This window comes from Microbacterium sp. A93 (assembly GCF_051842835.1).
The window spans coordinates 350,938-369,111 of sequence record NZ_JBPXMT010000003.1 but is presented as its reverse complement, the minus strand read 5'-3'; the positions used below and the strand labels follow the sequence as shown (position 1 = coordinate 369,111).

The window sequence follows — 18,174 nt, the reverse complement described above, 5'->3', positions numbered from 1 at the left end:
TACCCGGCCGCGGCTACTGCTCGATCACTGCTCGATGTTCTCGAACCCGAGGGCGAACCCCTCTTCGAGGTCATGCCGCGAGTAGGCGCGGAAGGCCAGCATCGTCTCGGTGTCCCGGATGCCGTCCACCTTGGACATCTGATCGGCGATGACATCGGCCAGGTCGTCGTACTGGCGCAGCCGCACCATGGCGACCAGGTCCCAGTTGCCCGTCACCGAGTACACGGAGGTCACTCCGTCCAGGTCCGCCAGCTGCTCGGCGCATTCCGGGATACGGTTCGGGTCGGTCTTGATCATCACGAATGCGGTCACCATGGGGGAACCTCCTGTGGGCTCGGTGGGTGGTGCGGTGGAGGGGCTGTGGCCATCCTATGACTGCTGCGGCGGCCGTCCGCGCCGCCATCGCAGGATCAGCGCTGTGACGCCCCGCCGTCCGAGCAGGAAGACACCCAGGACGCCAGCCGTCACCAGTTGGAAGGATAGGGCCGCGGAATCTCCCAGGGCGACCCGGAGCAGGAGCCCGCCGACCACGGTCACCAGCCACACCACGACGCCGGCAGGCCAGACCCTGGCCCAGGTGCGGTGCGGGCGGGTGAGCGCGGTGGCCACGGCCCAGGCGGCCAGGAACGGCAGTGCGGTCAGCAGGAGGCCGCCGAGGTCCATCCCCGACTCGTGGGTGCGCCGTCCGAGCGCGGTGAAGAGGATGATCAGCAGGACGTCCACCGCCCCTCCGATCCACGGTCCCGACGATCGGGCGGCGGAGGAGGTGGGGGAGACAACGTGTGGCGCGGGGGAGGACGGCATCTGCCCAGCCTACCTCCATCTCAAAGAACAACGTTCTGACCTTGTGGGTCAGTGAACAATGGCTTAGGCTTGTGGAATGTTCGTGATGACGATGGACCAGCGGGCCTCCAGTGGCGGCCCCGACCGGGTGGCGGCGCTCGTCGAGGGTCTGAATGTGCCGTCGGCCCATGGGATCCTCCGCCCCTTCCAGCGGACGGCGGGGGACGAGGTCCAGGGCGTGGTGGAACACGCGGACACCGCCGTGGGCATCGCCCTCTCGGCGGCCCGCTCCGGGCACTGGAGCGTGGGCATCGGGGTGGGGCCCGTACGGCTTCCCCTGCCGGCCGAGACGCGCGCCGGGGCGGGGCCGGCCTTCGAACACGCCCGCGAGGCCGTGGAGCGGGCCAAGCACTCGCCCGGGCGCGTGGCCGTGGCCGGCCAGGTGCCGGCGGAGGGCCCGGACGTGAACCACGTGGGGGAGCTGTTGGAGGCCACCGAGGCCAGTCTGCAGCTGCTCGCCGAACTCGAGTTCCGGCGCAGCGCGGAAGGCCAGGAGGCCGGGCGGTGGGTGGACGCCGGCAAGACCCAGCGCGAGGCCGCGGAGGAGCTGGGGGTGAGCCAGCAGGCCATCAGCTCCCGGTTGCGCAGTGGACTGTGGGGTGAATCCCGGCGTCTGGCGTCCGTGGTGTCGGGCATGCTGGAGCGCGTCGACCGGCTGGTCGCGGGGGAAGACCAGAAAACGGAACCGAGGGGGCAGGCATGATGGAACCGGCGGGCCTCGCCATGGTCCTGCTCCTGCTCCTGCTGGCAGGCGTGCTGGGGGTGCCGCAGTTCTCCCAGCGGTTCCGGGGGACGGCCGGGCACCCGCAGTCGATCCTCTACACCTCAGCGGTGATCCAGTTGCTGCTGCTCGGCACGGCGGCGGCACTGGCCGAGGCCTCCGGTGGTGGCGCGGGGTGGGTCCTGGTCGGTCCGCTGGCGGTGGTGGCCGCCACGGCGGGCGGCGGCGCACCGACCACGGCGATCCTCCAGCTCTCCTTCAACGCCTCACACCCCGAGCATCAGCGGGTGCTGACCGGTCCGGACGGGCAGAAGATCTTCAACGAGGAGCTCGAGGCCCAGCCCGTGCTGCGGGGCGGCGCCTGGATCGGTGTGCTGGAACGGTTGGCCGTCGCCTCCACGTTGATCATGGGCTGGCCGGAGGGGCTCGCGATCATCCTGGCCGTCAAGGCCTTGGGGCGGTACGCGGAGCTGGGCAAGTCCGGCGCTGCCGAGCGGTTCATCCTCGGCACGTTCTCCAGCCAACTGTGGGCCTGCGCCTGCGTCGGCGTGGCCGTCCTGCTGGCCTGAGGCCATGGCCATGGCCTCGGGCGTAGGCCGTTGACCCGAGGTGAGAACGGGCTCAGGCGACGCCGGACGCGGCGGCCGAGTGGCCGGCGTCGTGCCCCTGTCCCTCCTGCCAGCGGCGCCAGCCGGCATACGAGCCGTCCAGCTCGGTGACCGTGAAGCCGGCGCGGCGCAGGGCGGAGGAGGCCACCGAATTGCGGACCCCCGTCTGGCAGTACGTGACGATGGTCCCCTCGCGGGGGAGCGAGTCCTGGTTCCACAGGACACGGCCGGCGTTGAGCTGCCGGGAGCCGGCGATATGCCCGGCGGCGTGTTCGCCCCGACCACGGACGTCCAGCAGCAGCACGCGGTCCGTGGAGGCGAGCTCGGCGGGGGAGACGACGGCCGGGGTGACGGCCGGGAGCCCCTCGATCGAGGGGAGGTAGCCGACCACCCGGTCCAACCCCACGCGGATGAGGTGGTCCCAGTAGTCGCCGGCCTGTTCCGCGTCTGCGGCCAGCAGGACGATCGGCGTGGAATCGCGCTCCGGATCATAGGCCCAGGCCCCGTGGCTGGCGGCCTTGCCGGGGTTCGGCAGGGACAGGGACCGGGGCACGCTTCCGGAGTGGACGGCCTCCACCGGGCGGGTGTCCATCAGCACGAGGGAGCCGTCCTCGACGCCGGCGGCCACGGTGGTGGCGTCCATCTCAGCCAGTGGCCCACGGGCACCGAGCACCGCCGGGCCCTGCCGGTTCTGGTGCTTCATCCGGCCGAAGTAGGCGGGGGCGTCGGGCTGGCCGTCCAGCAACTCACGGATGAACCCCTGTTCGTCCCCCAGCGCCAGATACGGTCCCCACCAGGAGTACAGGCGTTCGTAGCCCACGGAGGTCGAGGGCAGGGAACCCAGCGCCTTGCCACACGCGGACCCCGCCCCGTGGCCCGGGAACACCTGGAGGTGGTCCGGCAGGCGCAGGAAGACGTCCCGCAGGGAGCCATACAGCTGGCGAGCCCCCTCATACCGGGTGTCCACACCGCCCGCCGCCTCGTCCAGCAGATCCGGGCGTCCCAGGTCACCCGAAAAGACGAAATCACCCGAGAGCAGGTAGCCCGGCTGGTCCGTCACGGCGCCGTCGGTGACGAGGTAGGACAGATGCTCCGGGGTGTGGCCGGGGGTGTGCAGGGCCGTCAGGGTGAGGTTCCCCACGGTGATGGTGTCACCGTCGGAGAGCCGCTCAGCCTCGAAGGCGTACTGCCAGTCGGCACCGCCCTCGGCGGAGACGGACAGGGTGGCCCCGGTGGCGGCGGCGAGTTCCCGGGACCCGGAGAGGAAGTCGGCGTGGATGTGAGTCTCCGTGACGGCGGTGATGCTCATCGAGTTCCGCGCGGCGAGGTCCAAGTAGACCTGGATGTCCCGGCGGGGGTCCACCACGATCGCCTGTCCGGCCGCCTGGCAGCCGATCAGGTAACTGGCCTGAGCGAGGTCGTGGTCGTAGATCCGTTCCAACAACATGGCGCGCTCCTAGAGGGGGACGGCTACCAGATTAGTTCAGGGTGCGGGTGGCTGAGGAGGTCCGGAGTGCGGTCGGTTGGTGGTGACCGGTGTCCACCTCGGTGGTGACGGCGAAGTGGTCCGAGGCATGCCGGCCGGTGTGGCCGGTGCCGGTGAGGTCCACCCGGGTGGCCAGGGGCTCACCGCGGCGTCCGTAGACCCAGTCCCGGATGAACAGGTAGTCGATGCGCCGTGGGGGAACGGACTCGGGACGCTGGATGCCCACGCCCCGGGCTGTCTCCAGGAACCAGGCGGAGTCCGCCGAGGTGGTGTGCCCGGCCGTGCCGTCTCCGGCGTGCTCCCAGGCGTCCACCCAGTAGGTCCCGGCGGAGCCCAGGGGCTGCAGGCCGGTGAGGTAGCGGATCACCGAGGATTCCGGGACGGTGTTCAGGTCACCGCCCAGCACGAGTAACGGTTCGCGGTCCGCCAACCGTTGCCGGAGGCTCTCGGCCCAGCGAACGGCATGCAGCATCTGTTGCTCGCGCTCGTAGGCGCGGTCCCCGCCCCAGACCCCGTGCAGGTTCACGACGGCGACCGCCCGGCCGGGTGCCTGCCGCACCTGATCGGCAGGGCCGGACTGGGCGGTGCCGGGCTGGGCGGGGTCGGACGGCGCCTCGGCGAACACGGCCCAGCTGCCCTGGGGGACCGGCAGGTAGTCCTCGAACCCGGGGACCGGCGGCAGGGTTCCGGCCTCCTCCAGGACGAGGGACGGCCCGTGTAGGATGCCCAGCCCGGAGCGGTCGGTGGTGTGTGGTCTCGGCGCGGTGAGGGGGGCCGCCTGGGCCACAGCCAGCCCGGTGGCGGCCGTCAGGGTGTCCAGATAGGCGGAGGAACGACCGTGCTCAAAGGGCAGTTCCTGCAGGAGCACCAGATCCGGTGCCGAGGCGTTCAGTCCGGCGGCGGCTGTCAGGGCGCGGCCGGTGCGGTCCTGATCGTCGTGGAGGACGTTGAAGGTGGTGATGGTGAGGGTACCGGGGTCGGGGTTCGCTCGATCGGGCACGCTCCTCAGCCTAACAATGCCCGGGACGCCCCCGGTCCACCACGGCGGTTAGGGTGAGTGGATGACCTCCCAGAACACGCTCCAGGTGACCACGATCACCCTGGGCGATACCGCGTACCAGACCATCCCCCTCGTGCTCGGCGGCAACACCTTCGGCTGGACCTCGGATCGGGAGGCCTCCTTCGCGGTGCTGGACGCCTTCCTGGAGGCCGGCGGCACCTTCATCGACACCGCGGATCTCTACGCCGTCTGGGCCGGTGACGGCACCGGTGGCGACTCCGAGAAGGTCCTGGGGGAGTGGATCGCCGCCCGCGGCAACCGTCACCAGGTGGTCCTGGCCACCAAGATGGGTGGCCTGGCCCCGTACGACAACCAGCAGCACGAGTCCGTCCTGGCTGTGCTGGACGCCTCACTGCAGCGCCTGAAGACCGATTACGTGGACGTCTTCTACAGCCACTATGACGATGAGGACGTCTCCATCGAGGAGCAGGCCAGGACCTATGACGGACTGGTGGCGTCCGGCAGGGTCCGCCACATCGCCCTGTCCAACTACTCGCCCGAGCGCATGCGCACCTGGTTCGAGTACGCCACCGCCCACGGCCTGGCCGTGCCGGCCGCGATCCAGCCCCAATACAACCTGGCGCACCGCAAGGACTTCGAGCAGTCCTACCTGCCGATCGCCCGTGAGTTCGGCGCTGCCACGTTCCCGTACTTCGCCCTGGCCTCCGGATTCCTCACCGGCAAGTACCGCACCGCGGCAGACCTGGAGGGCGCGGCCCGCGAGCGCATGGCCGGCGGTTATGCCACCGAGGCGGGCTTCGCCCTGGTGGACGAGTTGGTGCGGGTGGCTGAGGCCCGCGGCGTGGAGCCGGCCTCGGTGGCGTTGGCCTGGCAGTTGGCCCGGGGCGTCACCGCCCCGATCGCCTCCGCCTCCCGGCCCGACCAGCTGGACGCCCTGGTGGCGGCCGGCTCCCTCGAGCTGACCGAGTCGGAGGTGCGGGCCCTGGACGGCGCCTCCCAGCCGTTCGCCTGAATCGACACGGGGCCGGTCCGGCTACGGGCTGCCGACCTCGCGCAGACCCTCGACCCCGTGGCGGTAGACCGCCTCGCGGGTGCGCTCCGCGGCGGCGTCCATCGTGGCGGCGAGCTCGGGGTGGTCCGCCCGCTCGGCGGGGATGAGCAGGAGGCGGGCCGGTTGTCCGCCGTGGTGCGGGGTGATCAGGGTCGGTGCGTACTCGGCGTCGCTGACCTCGAAGTCCCCGGCGGTATCCGCGGCGCTGCCGCCGATCTCGGTGAAGGTGAACTGGAACAGCGCGCCCTCGTAGGTCCCCGGCCGCCCGAGCTCGTGGTGTGCCATCAGATTCCCGGCCCCGTAGACGACCCAGGTGTCGTTGACGCGGTCCGCCGGCTGGACCCAGTGGGCGTGCTGGCCGAAGACCAGGTCTGCCTCGCCGGAGGCCGTCACCTCCTCCACGAACGCGAGTTGCTCGGCATTGGGTTCCGTCTGGTATTCGTCGCCCGCGTGCAGATGGACGAGCACGACGTCGGCCCCGGCCTCCCGTGCCTGCCTCGCCTGCTCCACGGCACGGCCGGCATCCAACATCCCGACGGACCACTCGCGGTCCGCCGGCACGGGCACGCCATTCAGGCTGAACGTCTGGGAGACGATGCCCACGGTCACCGGCCCGGCTTCTGTTTCCACGGTCTGCAGGAACGACTCCTCGGCGTCCTGCTGGCTGCGATAGCTGCCGACCGTCTTGATCCCGGCCGACTCGTGGACGTCGAGGCTGCGCACCAGACCGTCCCAGCCGGCGTCGAGGGTGTGGTTGGACGCCGTGGTGCACACATCGAAGCCGGTCTGCGCGAGAGTGGCTGCGATCTGCGGGGGTGCGGCGAAGAGGGGGTAGGAGCCGTACGGCCCGCCTTCCTCGGCGTACGGCACCTCCGCGTGGCAGATGGCCAGGTCAGCGGAGGAGACATACTCCCTGATGGAGGCCAGCTGGGGGTCGAAGTCCAGGGCATCCGCACCGGTCTGGCCGGCGGTGGCGGCATCCATCCGGGCGCTGTCCCAGAGATCGTCGTGCCAGAGCAGATCCCCCGAGACGTTCACGGTGAACTCACGCGGTCCCCGTGGTTCAGCACTGGGGGAGGACGGCTGGGAACCGGCGGAGGACGGCTGGGAGTCGGGGGCGGAGGTCTCGACGCCGCATCCGCTGACCATCAACACGCCGGCCGCGATTGCGGACCGTGCGGTCCACCGGACGGCGGGATGGGGCAGGGCCGGGGCCGAGAGACGGGGCATGGGTCCATCGTGCGTCATCCGGTGCCCGGGACGCGGGACATGGATCCACGAGGCAGGCGGCGGGTCGGCGCCTGGCGCGTCAACGCCGTGGTGACTCCTCATCCTCCTGGCGCCCGGGCCCCGCGTCCTGCAGGCTGACGCGGCAACCGCCGAGGAGTGCGAAGGGCTCCAGTCGCGCCTCGCCCCGTGCTCCCCAGGCGTCCAGGATGCCTTGCAGCATCGAGGCATGCAGACCGCAGACCGAGGCCGGGTCCTCCCGGGCCTGTTCGAGCAGGGGGCAGGTGCGCAGTTCGAGGTCCTCTCGGCGCTCGACCGCGGCGAACCCGTGGTCGCTCATGACCCGCCCCAGGGCGGATCGCAGGGTGTTCCGGGTCGAGGTCCGGCCCATCACCGGCCCGGGTGCGGGGCCGGCGATGCGCCGCCCCCATTCCTCGCCCACCTGCTGGCGGAACTCCGGATGGGACCCGGCCGTCACCAGCAGGGCGGAGGTCAGCTCGGGGGAGACTGCCCCGTCGGGGCCGGCCACCGCCTGCCGACCGGCCGGCGTCGCGTGGTAGTTCAGGGACGGCCGTCCGCGCCGCCGGGTCACCTCAGAGGTTGACTGCACCAGGGCTTCGGACTCCAGTGCCGTCAGGTGGTGGCGCACCGAGTTCGCGTGGACGCCGAGCCGCCCGGCGATGGCAGCCACCGTGAGTCCCTCGGTCCCGGAGCCGTCCACCAGCCTCAGGACCCGGAGCCGAGCCCGGCTGAGCGGATGGGGCCGGGGGAGCGGTGCCGGACCATCGGTGGACGTCATGAATCCAGTCTACTTATTAAACACGAAGCAATCTGGATAAAATGGTCGGGTCTGCTGATCCGCACTGCCAAGGAGACCCGATGGACCCGCTGAAGAAAGAACTTCCGCTCACCGAGGCCGGCGAGGACGTCGTCCTGGACGCGCGGACCATCCCGCATGCCATCCGTCACGGAGCAGTACTCGGTGCCCTGGACCAGTTGAAGCCCGGGAAATCCATGGTGCTGGTCGCACCCCATGACCCGCTGCCGCTGTTGAAGCAGATGAACCAACGGTTCGGTGACTCGGTCTCGGTGGGCTACGAGTCAAAGCAGCCGCAGGAGGTGCGGGTCCGGTTGACCAAGACCGCGCCGTGACCGGTCAGTCGCCTCAACCGCCTCAACCTCCTCAGCCGCCTCCGGTCACCGTCCGAAGCCCGGCCCGCCGCCGCTCACCCTGGCGCGACTATCCCGTGCTCCTGTGGCTGGTGGCCGCCGTGGTGGTGGCTCTGGTCCACCGCTCCGTGCCGTCCTCCGGATGGCTGCTCGTCCATCTGGTCCTGCTCGGAGCGCTCGGGCATTCGATCCTGGTCTGGAGCATGTACTTTGCCCAGGCCCTGTTGAAGGCACCCCTCCGGGCGGCGCACCTGACGGCACAGAACACCCGCCTCGCGGCGCTGATGGGTGGCACCCTGATGGTCCTCATCGGGTACCCCTCGGGCTGGTGGTGGCTGGTCCTCACCGGGGCCGCCGTGGCCGTAGGCGCCGTCCTCTGGCACGGGGCGGCGCTCTGGCGGATGCTGCGGGACTCCCTGACCGCCCGGTTCCGGGTCACCATCCACTACTACGTGGCCGCCGCGGTCTGCCTGGCGGCGGGGGCGACTCTCGGGGTGCTGTTGGGGCGGGGGCCCGCCGATCCCTGGCACAGCCAGTTGTTGCTATCCCATTCGATGCTCAACCTGCTCGGCTGGGTCGGGCTCACCGTGACGGGCACCCTGGTGACGTTCTGGCCCACCCTGTTGCGCACCCGCATGGATGACCGGGCGGCGCGGCTGGCCGGTCAGGCCCTGCCGGTGTTGCTGACCGGGCTGGCGGTCCTCGTGACCGGCGGACTCACGGGGTTGCGGTCGGTGGCGTTGACCGGACTGTTCGTCTATCTGCTGGGACTGTTGTGGTGGGCCCGCGCCCTGATCCGGCCGCTACGGGCCAAACCCCCGAGGGAGTTCTCCGCGGCCTCGGTGGGCTGCGCCCTCGTGTGGGGCGTGGTGGGGATCAGCTGGGTCGGCTGGTTGCTGGCTTTCGGCCAGGACTGGGAGAGCCTCGGTGCCGGCTACGCCCCGGTCTCCAGCGTGTTCGCCGCCGGCTTCGCGGCGCAGCTGCTCCTCGGGGCCTTGAGCCACCTGGTGCCCACCGTGCTCGGGGGCGGCCCGAAGGCTGTGCGCGCCGCGCTGGACGTCCTCAACCGCGCTGCGACGGTGCGAGTGGTGGTCGTCAACGGCGGTTTGGCGCTGTACCTGCTGCCCGTGCCCAGCTGGGTGCGGGTGACCGTGTCGGCGGTGATACTCGTGGGGCTGGCGGTCTTCATCCCGCTGTTGGTCGCAGCCATCCGGGCGAGCCTGAAGGCCCGGCGGGACACGGCGGCAGGGACGCCGCCGGTGCGGCGGGAGCTCCCGCGGCTCTGGTCCGCCCGGCAGCTGCTGGCAGGTGCGGCCGTCCTGATCCTGGCCGTGGCCACCGGGATCGGTCTGGACCCCACCGCGGTGGGTCTGAACACCACGGGTGGCTCGGTGAGCGCGGGGGAGGAGGCGGGGACGGGCGCGAGAGTCCAACCGACGGGCGAGACCGTGCACGTGGACATCTCCGCGCATGACATGGCGTTCTTCCCGAACCGGGTCTCCGTCCGGGCGGGCGACCGTCTGGTGCTCACCGTCACGAATGACGATGCCACCAACACCCACGACCTCTCCGTGGGCGGTGAGCGTACCCCGCGACTGGCGCCGGGGGAGGCGGCCGAACTGGACGTGGGGGTGGTGTCCGGTCCGCTGGAGGGGCTGTGCACCATCGCCGGGCATGCCGCGATGGGCATGACCTTCGCTGTGGACGTCGACGGCGGCGCGGCGGCCGGCAGCGAGGGGCACGGGCATGCGGAGGGCCAGTCTCCGGCACCGTTCATCCCGCCCCGACCCGGGGCGGAGCTGGTAGACCACGTGGACCCGGTCCTGGAGCCGCTCGGTGAGGCCCGGGTGCACGAGGTCACGCTGACGGTCACCGAGGTCCCGCTCGAGGTGGCCCCTGGCCAGTGGCAGACGCGGTGGACCTTCAACGGCGGGAACGTGGGGCCGACCCTGCACGGGCGGGTCGGGGACGTGTTCGAGGTGACCCTGGTCAATGACGGCACGATCGGACACTCGGTGGACTTCCACGCCGGGGCGCTGGCGCCGGACGGGCCGATGCGGACCATCCAGCCCGGGCAGAGCCTGGAGTACCGGTTCACCGCCGAACGGGCGGGGGTCTGGATGTACCACTGTGCCACCGAGCCCATGAGCGCCCACATCGCCGCCGGCATGCACGGTGCCGTGGTCATCGAGCCGGAGGGTCTGGACGAGGTGGACCGCAGTTACGTGCTGGTCCAGTCTGAGCTGTACCTCGGCAACGATGCCGGTGCGGCAGACGAGGCCACCGAGGTCGAGGCGACCAAGGTGCTGGCACAGACCCCGGACCGGGTGGTGTTCAACGGGATCGCCAACCAGTACGACGCGTCCCCGTTGACCGCACGGGTGGGGGAGCGGGTCCGGTTCTGGATGCTCAACGCCGGACCGAACGAGGCCTCGAGCCTGCACGTGGTGGGGGGACAGTTCGACACCACCTACCTGGAGGGCGCGTATCACCTCGACCGGGGCGAGGACGCCTTCGGCCACACCGGAAACGGTGCCCAGGCCCTGGCGCTGCAGCCGGGCCAGGGCGGCTTCGTGGAGTTGGTCTTTCCCGAGGCCGGCCATTATCCGGTGGTCTCGCATGTGATGTCCGATGCGGAGAAGGGGGCCCACGGGGTGGTTGAGGTCACACCATGATGCCTATGCTCGGGCTACGCCCACTGATTCGGAGGACACCATGGCCCTCGTGCCGAACAACTCGCTGATCACCCCGACGCCTGAAGAGGGTCGCGAACTGGCGATCATGCTGGCCCGCAAGACCATCGGTGCGATCCAGCCAGACGAGAACGTCCGCAAGACCTTACGACCGGCGTACGCCACCGACGCCGACTCGCTGACGGCCGCCGGACACGTGGTGGCGATCGAGTTCGCCACCGTGGCCGCGGCGAACAACTACTGGCGCGGCTGAATCCCGGTAGGCCCCATCATGCTTCAGTCGAGTCCGCTGCAGCCGGATCGCCTCTACTTGACATAATGTGGGTTATCGGCGTTCCTGGTCGGGTCCGGAAGAGGGGTCTTCCGCCTGCTTCCTGCCTACTTCAACTCCACGAACATCACATGGGTGTCACTGGACCCCACGTTGTGTCCGATGTGGTTCTGCGCCGGAAGCCACTGCGCCCGATGCGCGCCCAGTGACACCGGGTGGACGGTCCCGCCCACGGTGATCTCCCGCTCGAAGTCACTCAACGTGATCATCACGCTGTCACCGTGGTGGTGCTCGTGCGTGATGGCGCCAGGTGTGTCCCGGTACTCGAGCACCCTGACCCGCTCGTTCTCGAACACGACGGCGTAGAGGTCGCCATCCGTGACGGTTGGATCCTGTTCCATGACATCTCCGATGTGGATCGCTGGGTGGGAAAAAGGTAGGCCCGGCTGGCCGCGGACGCAAGGCTTCCAGCGCGGTCAATCCACCGCCCCTGACCACTCCGCTTGATCACTCCGCTTGATCACCCCGCTGACCACCCCGCTGACCACCCCGCGTGATCACCCCGCGTGATCACCCCGCGTGATCACCCCGCGTGATCACCCTTGACCGCTGTTTGAACACTCGTTTAGTCTTTTGAACATGCGTTCAAGGACCGATGACCAGACCACCAAGGCCCGTCTCCGCGATGCCGCGATCCTGCGGTTCGCGCAGGATGGGCTGGAGGCCACGGTCCGATCCATCGCCGCGGACGCCGGGGTCAGTGCGGGGCTGATCATGCATCATTTCGGCTCCCGGGCCGGGCTGCGCCAGGCCTGCGACGACCACGTCCAGGCCGTCATCCGGGACGGCAAGTCCGAGCTGATGGCACCGACCGGTGCGCCCTCGGCGATGTTGGCCCACCTGGCGCAGCTCGAGGGCTACGCGCCCCTCGTGGGCTATGTGCTGCGCTGCCTGCAGGCGGGCGGGGTCCTCACCGCCCACCTGATCGAGGGCATGGTCGCGGACGCCGTCGAGTACCTCGACCAGGGGGTGGCAGCGGGCACCCTCTCCCCCAGCCGCGACGAGGCGGCGCGGGCCCGGCTGCTCACCGACTTCGCCCTCGGCTCGCTCCTGCTGAACCTGCCCGCCGGCAGGGACCCGCTCGACCTGGACGCACTGCCCGGGTGGTTCACGGCCTACACAGAACGGATCCTGCTGCCCACCCTCGAACTCTTCACCGAGCCCCTGCTCACGGACTCCTCACTCCTGGACGCCTATCTGGCGTCCTGACCCAAGGACCACGCCATGACCACGCCCCACCCGAGCTCCCACCCTCCCGCCCCGGACACCCTCGCCATCGAGGCCCGGGACCTCGTCAAGACCTTCGGCACCACCCGGGCCCTGGACGGCCTCGACCTCTCCGTCCCCACCGGGCAGGTCACCGGATTCCTCGGCCCGAACGGTTCCGGCAAGTCCACCGCCATCAGGGTGTTCCTCGGCATGCTCCGGGCCGACTCCGGATCCGCCCGGGTACTGGGCCGCGATGCCTGGTCCGAGCAGGTGGCCGTCCACCGGCGGCTGGCCTACGTCCCCGGGGACACCAGCCTGTGGCCGAACCTGACCGGGGGTGAGGCCATCGACATCCTGGCCCGCCTGGGCGGGACGGGCCGTGGCAGGCATCGCGCAGGCCACCGGGCCCGGCGGGACGAACTCTTGGAGCGCTTCGAGCTGGACCCGAGCAAGAAGGCCCGCACCTACTCCAAGGGCAACCGCCAGAAGGTGGCACTCGTCGCCGCCCTCGCCTCTGATGCGGAACTGTTCGTCCTCGACGAGCCGACCTCCGGTCTGGACCCGCTGATGGAGGCGGTCTTCACGGACGAGATCCGGACGCTCCGCCAAGGCGGGAAGACCGTCCTGCTCTCCAGCCACATCCTGGCCGAGGTGGAGAAGCTCTGTGACACCGTCACCATCATCCGCGCCGGCCGGAGCGTCGAGAGCGGCACGCTCGCCGAGATGCGTCACCTCACCCGGTCCACCGTCAGCGCCACCCTGGAACAGAGGCCCACCGAACAGAGGCCCGACGCCGGCCCGTCCGGTGCCGCGGATCAGTCCGGTTGGGCGGGCCTTCCGGGCGTGCACGACCTCACCGTCGACGGCCACCGGCTGCGCTTCGACGTGGACCACCAGCACCTGACGGACGTCCTCGGGAAGCTCGCCCAGACCGGGGTGCAGAACCTCACGATCGCACCGCCGTCCCTGGAGGACCTCTTCCTGCGCCACTACGGCGACCGGGTGGACGCGCCATGAGTCCCTTCACCGGCACCGGAGCCCTGCTCCGGCTGAACCTCCGGCTGGACCGGACCCGGATCCTGATCTGGACCCTGGCCGTCGGACTGGGCGTCTACGGCTCGGTGTACTCGCTGGTCGAGGCCTTCCCCACCCCGGAGTCGGTCCAGGCCCGCGGCGCACTGCTGAAGAATCCGGCCACCCTGATGATGACCGGTCCCGCCTTCGCCGCGGATGACTACACCTTCGGCGCCATGGTCGCCAACGAGCTGAGCCTGTACGTGTTCCTCACCGCGGGCATCATGGCCATCCTCCTGGCCGTGCGCCACACCCGCGCCGAGGAGGAATCCGGCCGGCTCGAGATGGTCCGGGCCCGGCCGGTGGGCCGCTTCGCCCCCTCCGCCGCAGCCGCATCCACCGTGGCCCTCGCCTGCCTGCTGGTGGGTGCCGCCACCACGGCGGGACTGCTCGCGGTCGGTCACAAGGATCTCGACGCGGCCAGCTGCCTCGCGCTCGGAGCGGGCACGGCACTCACCGGCCTGGTCTTCGCGGCGCTGGCCACCGTGGCCGCCCAACTGACCGAACATGCCCGCTCGGCCACGGGGATGGCGATGGGCGCGCTGGCCGTGGCCTACCTGGTCCGGGGTGTCGGGGACGTCATCCACCCCACGGGATCGTGGCTGTCCTGGTTCTCGCCCTTCGCCTGGGCGCAGCAGACGAGGCTGTTCGTCGAGTTGCGGTGGTGGCCGCTGGCGGTCAGTCTTGCCGTGACCCTCGTGGTCTTCGCCCTGGCGGCTGCTTTGGCCCACCGTCGAGACCTCGGCGCCGGACTGCGCCCGGCCACCGGTGGATCGGCGACGGCGGCCGGTTTCCTCCGCTCCCCCGCCGGCCTGGCGGCGCGGCTCCTACGCGGCTCCGTGATCGCCTGGTCCATCGGCATCCTCTTCTTCGCGGTGGCCATGGGCTCCCTGGCCGACTCCCTGGACGGCATGCTCGAGGAGAACCCGGAACTGGCCCAGTGGATGGCCCTGGAGGGCACCGACCTCACTGCCGAGTTCGCCGGGGTGATCCTGTCCTTTGTGATGATCGCCCCGTTGATCATCGGCGTCTCGGGCGTCCTCACGCTCCAGGCCGAGGAGTCCTCCGGGCGGTCCGAGCTGCTCGTCGTCTCGGGCCGCTCACGTGCAGGGCAGCTGGCGGGGTGGTCGGCCACCGTGGCCGTCCAGCTGGTGGTCCTCACCCTGATCGGCGGGGTGGGCGTGGGCCTGGGCGTCTGGGCCGGCACCGGGCAGGGCCGCTGGATCGGCGAGATGACCGGGGCCGCCGCGGCCTACCTCCCCGCGCTGCTGCTGGTGGCCGCGGTGGCCATGGCCCTGTTCGGGCTGCTCCCCCGGCTGACCGTGCTGGCCTGGGCAGCCGTGGTGTGGATCGCGCTGGCCCTGTTCCTCGGCGGATTGCTGCAGCTGCCCGCGTGGGCCCTGGACCTCTCGCCCTTCAGTCACGTCCCCGCCCTGCCGGCCGCGGGGCTCTCAGCCGCGCAGGCGGCACCCCTGCTGGTGATGACCGGGATCGCCGTGGTGCTGGCCATCGTCGGGGTCCTCGGCTACGGGCGCCGGGACATCGCCTCGCGGTAGCCGTCTAGTGCTCATCCGCCACGAGGAATCCTGAGCATCGTGCGCCGATCGCCCCTGCATGTCCGTCCGGATCCGGGTACATACTGAGGGTGCTCCTTCGCCCAGGGTTAAGGGAGGTCACCGGTGAGTGCTGCATTCGATTTCAACTCGTCCGCCTTCGGCACCTGGATCAACAGCCCGCCAGGGCGGGTCTTCCGCATCATGGCGGGTTCGGTGTTCCTCCTGATCGGACTGCGCCGCCGCAGCACGGTGGCAGGGAAGGCCAGCATCATCTGGGGACTGCTTCCCCTGTCCGCCGGTGTCGGGGACCTCTGCTATGTCAGCGCTGCACTCGGCGGTCCGCTTCGTGGCGAAGAATGTCGCCGCAGCGCCAGGGCCCGCTGAGGTCCGCTCCTGGTCAGGCGCCGATGTATGTAGCCAGGTGCCGGCCGGTCAGGGTCTCCCCCGTGCTGCCCACCCCGGCCACCAACTCGGCCGGCGTACCCTCGAAGACCACCCGGCCGCCGTCGTGCCCGGCCCCCGGCCCCAGGTCCACGATCCAGTCCGCGTGGGCCATCACCGCCTGGTGGTGCTCGATCACCATGACGGTCTTGCCCGAGTCCACGAGCCGGTCCAGCAGTCCCAGCAGGTTCTCCACGTCCGCCAGGTGTAGGCCGGTGGTCGGCTCGTCCAGGATGTAGACCTCCCCCGCCGCGCCCATCTCGTTCGCCAGTTTCAGGCGCTGCCGTTCACCGCCGGAGAGGGTGGTGAGGGGCTGGCCCAGCTTCAGGTATCCGAGCCCGACGTCGGCCAGGCGCACCAGGATCTTGTGGGCGGCGGGAAGCCGGGCCTCGCCGTCCGAGAAGAAGTCCACGGCCTGGGCCACGGAGAACGCCAGCACCTCGGCAATGTTCTTCTCCCCGAAGGTGTACTCGAGGACGGCGGACTGATAGCGCAGGCCGTCGCAGTCCTGGCACGTGGAGGCCACCGTGGACATGAACCCGAGTTCGGTGTAAATCATCCCGGCGCCCTTGCAGGTGGGGCAGGCGCCCTCGGAGTTCGCGCTGAACAGGGCCGGCTTGACCCCGTTGGCCTTGGCGAAGGCCTTGCGGACGGGCTCCAGCAGCCCGGTGTAGGTTGCCGGGTTGGACCGGCGGGAGCCTTTGATGGCGCCCTGGTCCACCACCACGACCCCCTCGCGCCCGGCCACCGAGCCGTGGATCAGGGAGCTCTTGCCGGAGCCGGCCACGCCGGTCACGGCCACCAGGACACCCAGCGGGAGGTCGACGTCGATGCCCTGCAGGTTGTTGGTCTCCGCGCGGCGGATCTCGAGCTGCCCGGTGGCCTCACGCACCGTGTCCTTGAGGCGCGCGCGGTCGTCGAGGTGATGGCCGGTGAGGGTGTCCGAGGCGCGCAGGCCGGCGAGGTCGCCCTGGTAGGTGATCTGGCCGCCGTCGGTCCCGGCCCGCGGGCCCAGGTCCACCACATGGTCGGCGATCTGGATGGTCTCCGGCTTGTGCTCCACCACCAGCACCGTGTTGCCCTTGTCCCGCAGCTGGCGCAGCAGCTGGTTCATCTTCTGGATGTCATGCGGGTGCAGGCCGATCGTGGGCTCGTCGAAGACGTAGGTCACGTCCGTCAGGGAGGAGCCGAGGTGGCGGATCATCTTGGTGCGCTGGGCCTCGCCGCCGGAGAGGGTGCCGGCGGGGCGGTCGAGGCTGAGGTAGCCCAGGCCGATGTCCACGAAGGAATCCAGGGTCTCGGTGAGGTTGTCCAGCAACGGTCCGACCTCCGGGATCTCCAGCTCCTTCAGCCAGTCGGCGAGGTCCGAGATCTGCAGGGCGCACAACTCCGCGATGTTCCTGGCCCCGCCCCTGCCCTGGATCGTGACCGAGCGCGCCTCGGCCGCGAGCCGGGAGCCCTCACAGTCCGGGCAGGTGGTGAAGGTGATGGCCTGGTCCACGAAGCGGCGGATGTGCGGCTGCATGGCGTCCCGGTCCTTGGCCAGCATGGACTTCTGGATCTGCGGGATGAGCCCGAGGTAGGTGAGGTTGATCCCCTCGACCTTGATCTTGGTGGCCTCGCGGTAGAGCAGATCGTGCTTCTGCTTCTTGGTGAACCTCTTGATCGGCTGGTCCATGTCGAAGTAGCCGGAGCCGGCGAAGATCCGCCCGTACCAGCCGTCCATGGAATACCCGGGCACCGTGAGTGCCCCCTCGTTGAGGGACTTCTCCTCATCGAACAGGGCCGTGAGGTCGAAGTCCGTGACGGAGCCTCGCCCCTCGCAGTGCGGGCACATGCCGCCGAGTCGGTTGAAGGTGGCCTTCTCCGCGATCGTCTTGCCGCCGCGCTGCACCGTGATGGCGCCCGAGGCCGAGACGGAGGGCACGTTGAAGGAGAAGGCGTTGGGCGGGCCGATGTGCGGCGTCCCGGCTCGACTGAAGAGGATCCGCAGCATCGCGTTGACGTCCGTGGCGGTGCCGAGGGTGGACCGTGGGTCGGATCCCATCCGCTCCTGGTCCACGATGATCGCCGTGGTCAGTCCCTCCAACACGTCCACCTCGGGCCGGTCCATGGACGGCATGAACCCCTGGACGAACGAGGAGTAGGTCTCGTTGATGAGCCGCTGCGACTCCGCCGCAATGGTGCCGAACACCAGGGAGCTCTTCCCCGAGCCGGAGACCCCTGTGAAGACGGTCAGCCGCCGTTTGGGCAGCTCGATGCTGACGTCCTTGAGGTTGTTCTGCCGTGCTCCGACCACGCGGATCGTGTCATGCAGGTCGGCGGGGTTCACCGGGCCTCCTGGACTCGGACCATGTTCCCGGCGGGATCCCGGAAGGCGCAATCACGCAGTCCGTAGGGTTGCTCGATCGGCTCCTGGACCACGTCCGCGCCGCCGGCCTGGACCGTCTCGAAGAAGCCGTCGAGGTCATCCGTGGCGAGGTTGATGCCGGCATAGGTGCCCTTGGCCATCATCTCGGTGATCGACTGACGTTCCGCCTCGGTGATGCCGGGGTCCACCGCCGGCGGGGTCAGCACGATCGCGGTGTCCGGCTGGCCGGCCGGGCCGACCGTGATCCAGCGCATGGTGCCCTGGCCGACGTCGAGGCGGACCTCGAAGCCGAGCAGGTCACGGTAGAAGGCCAGGGAGGCCTCGGGGTCATGGTGGGGCAGGAAACTGGAGTGGATGGTGGTGGTCATGGAC

General features: G+C 70.2%; 19 protein-coding genes. 10 read left to right on the top strand and 9 right to left on the bottom strand.

Going from position 1 to position 18,174, the window contains the following annotated elements:
• Positions 1-24: 24 nt before the first annotated feature.
• Positions 25-315: an Lrp/AsnC family transcriptional regulator gene (locus tag ACSU1G_RS09765; RefSeq protein ID WP_439279725.1), complete on the bottom strand. Its 291-nt coding sequence runs from the start codon at positions 313-315 to the stop codon at positions 25-27.
• Positions 316-369: 54 nt separating this feature from the next.
• Positions 370-804: a DUF3054 domain-containing protein gene (locus ACSU1G_RS09760; protein WP_439279724.1), complete on the bottom strand. Its 435-nt coding sequence runs from the start codon at positions 802-804 to the stop codon at positions 370-372.
• A 76-nt stretch (positions 805-880) separates the two neighbouring features.
• Between ACSU1G_RS09760 and ACSU1G_RS09755 the strand changes: the two genes are divergently transcribed.
• Complete coding sequence (locus tag ACSU1G_RS09755) at positions 881-1,546, top strand: hypothetical protein (protein ID WP_439279723.1); 666 nt, start codon at positions 881-883, stop codon at positions 1,544-1,546.
• Positions 1,543-2,133, top strand: a complete 591-nt coding sequence (locus ACSU1G_RS09750) for a hypothetical protein (RefSeq protein WP_439279722.1) — start codon at positions 1,543-1,545, stop codon at positions 2,131-2,133. Before ACSU1G_RS09755 ends, ACSU1G_RS09750 begins: the two co-directional genes overlap by 4 nt.
• A gap of 52 nt (positions 2,134-2,185) precedes the next feature.
• On the opposite strand, the gene ACSU1G_RS09745 is transcribed toward ACSU1G_RS09750, so the two are convergent.
• Together ACSU1G_RS09745 and ACSU1G_RS09740 are read right to left on the bottom strand one after the other, a co-directional pair.
• The gene (locus ACSU1G_RS09745) at positions 2,186-3,619 is read right to left on the bottom strand and encodes an MBL fold metallo-hydrolase (protein ID WP_439279721.1); all 1,434 of its coding nucleotides are present in this window, start codon (positions 3,617-3,619) and stop codon (positions 2,186-2,188) included.
• Between the two features lie 31 nt (positions 3,620-3,650).
• Positions 3,651-4,658, bottom strand: coding sequence for an endonuclease/exonuclease/phosphatase family protein (locus ACSU1G_RS09740; protein ID WP_439279720.1), 1,008 nt, complete (start codon positions 4,656-4,658; stop codon positions 3,651-3,653).
• Positions 4,659-4,719: 61 nt separating this feature from the next.
• On the opposite strand from ACSU1G_RS09740, the gene ACSU1G_RS09735 reads away from it, so the two are divergent.
• Positions 4,720-5,691, top strand: coding sequence for an aldo/keto reductase (locus tag ACSU1G_RS09735; protein WP_439279719.1), 972 nt, complete (start codon positions 4,720-4,722; stop codon positions 5,689-5,691).
• Between the two features lie 21 nt (positions 5,692-5,712).
• On the opposite strand, the gene ACSU1G_RS09730 is transcribed toward ACSU1G_RS09735, so the two are convergent.
• Positions 5,713-6,960: a CapA family protein gene (locus tag ACSU1G_RS09730; protein WP_439279718.1), complete on the bottom strand. Its 1,248-nt coding sequence runs from the start codon at positions 6,958-6,960 to the stop codon at positions 5,713-5,715.
• Between the two features lie 79 nt (positions 6,961-7,039).
• Positions 7,040-7,756 carry a helix-turn-helix transcriptional regulator gene (locus ACSU1G_RS09725; protein WP_439279717.1) on the bottom strand — a complete coding sequence of 239 codons (717 nt, stop codon included), beginning with the start codon at positions 7,754-7,756 and terminating at the stop codon, positions 7,040-7,042.
• Between the two features lie 80 nt (positions 7,757-7,836).
• On the opposite strand from ACSU1G_RS09725, the gene ACSU1G_RS09720 reads away from it, so the two are divergent.
• From ACSU1G_RS09720 to ACSU1G_RS09710, 3 genes are all read left to right on the top strand, one after another.
• Complete coding sequence (locus ACSU1G_RS09720; protein ID WP_439279716.1) at positions 7,837-8,109, top strand: DUF2249 domain-containing protein; 273 nt, start codon at positions 7,837-7,839, stop codon at positions 8,107-8,109.
• Between the two features lie 95 nt (positions 8,110-8,204).
• Positions 8,205-10,802 carry a multicopper oxidase domain-containing protein gene (locus ACSU1G_RS09715; RefSeq protein WP_439279715.1) on the top strand — a complete coding sequence of 866 codons (2,598 nt, stop codon included), beginning with the start codon at positions 8,205-8,207 and terminating at the stop codon, positions 10,800-10,802.
• Between the two features lie 40 nt (positions 10,803-10,842).
• Positions 10,843-11,073, top strand: coding sequence for a hexameric tyrosine-coordinated heme protein (locus ACSU1G_RS09710; protein ID WP_439279714.1), 231 nt, complete (start codon positions 10,843-10,845; stop codon positions 11,071-11,073).
• Positions 11,074-11,198: 125 nt separating this feature from the next.
• Here the strand turns inward: ACSU1G_RS09710 and ACSU1G_RS09705 are convergent, their stop codons facing one another.
• On the bottom strand, positions 11,199-11,492 hold the full coding sequence (locus tag ACSU1G_RS09705; protein WP_439279713.1) for a cytoplasmic protein: 294 nt from the start codon (positions 11,490-11,492) through the stop codon (positions 11,199-11,201).
• Positions 11,493-11,730: 238 nt separating this feature from the next.
• Between ACSU1G_RS09705 and ACSU1G_RS09700 the strand changes: the two genes are divergently transcribed.
• The 4 genes from ACSU1G_RS09700 (at position 11,731) to ACSU1G_RS09685 (ending at position 15,374) form a co-directional block, all read left to right on the top strand.
• Entirely contained in the window at positions 11,731-12,360 is a 630-nt protein-coding gene (locus tag ACSU1G_RS09700; protein ID WP_439279712.1) for a TetR family transcriptional regulator, read from the top strand.
• 15 nt (positions 12,361-12,375) lie between these two features.
• Positions 12,376-13,377: an ATP-binding cassette domain-containing protein gene (locus ACSU1G_RS09695; RefSeq protein WP_439279711.1), complete on the top strand. Its 1,002-nt coding sequence runs from the start codon at positions 12,376-12,378 to the stop codon at positions 13,375-13,377.
• On the top strand, positions 13,374-14,990 hold the full coding sequence (locus ACSU1G_RS09690; protein WP_439279710.1) for an ABC transporter permease: 1,617 nt from the start codon (positions 13,374-13,376) through the stop codon (positions 14,988-14,990). Before ACSU1G_RS09695 ends, ACSU1G_RS09690 begins: the two co-directional genes overlap by 4 nt.
• A gap of 123 nt (positions 14,991-15,113) precedes the next feature.
• Positions 15,114-15,374 carry a hypothetical protein gene (locus ACSU1G_RS09685; protein ID WP_439279709.1) on the top strand — a complete coding sequence of 87 codons (261 nt, stop codon included), beginning with the start codon at positions 15,114-15,116 and terminating at the stop codon, positions 15,372-15,374.
• A 13-nt stretch (positions 15,375-15,387) separates the two neighbouring features.
• Here the strand turns inward: ACSU1G_RS09685 and ACSU1G_RS09680 are convergent, their stop codons facing one another.
• Together ACSU1G_RS09680 and ACSU1G_RS09675 are read right to left on the bottom strand one after the other, a co-directional pair.
• On the bottom strand, positions 15,388-17,763 hold the full coding sequence (locus ACSU1G_RS09680; RefSeq protein ID WP_439279708.1) for an ATP-binding cassette domain-containing protein: 2,376 nt from the start codon (positions 17,761-17,763) through the stop codon (positions 15,388-15,390).
• Positions 17,760-18,170: a VOC family protein gene (locus ACSU1G_RS09675; protein ID WP_439279707.1), complete on the bottom strand. Its 411-nt coding sequence runs from the start codon at positions 18,168-18,170 to the stop codon at positions 17,760-17,762. Before ACSU1G_RS09675 ends, ACSU1G_RS09680 begins: the two co-directional genes overlap by 4 nt.
• Positions 18,171-18,174: the final 4 nt, after the last annotated feature.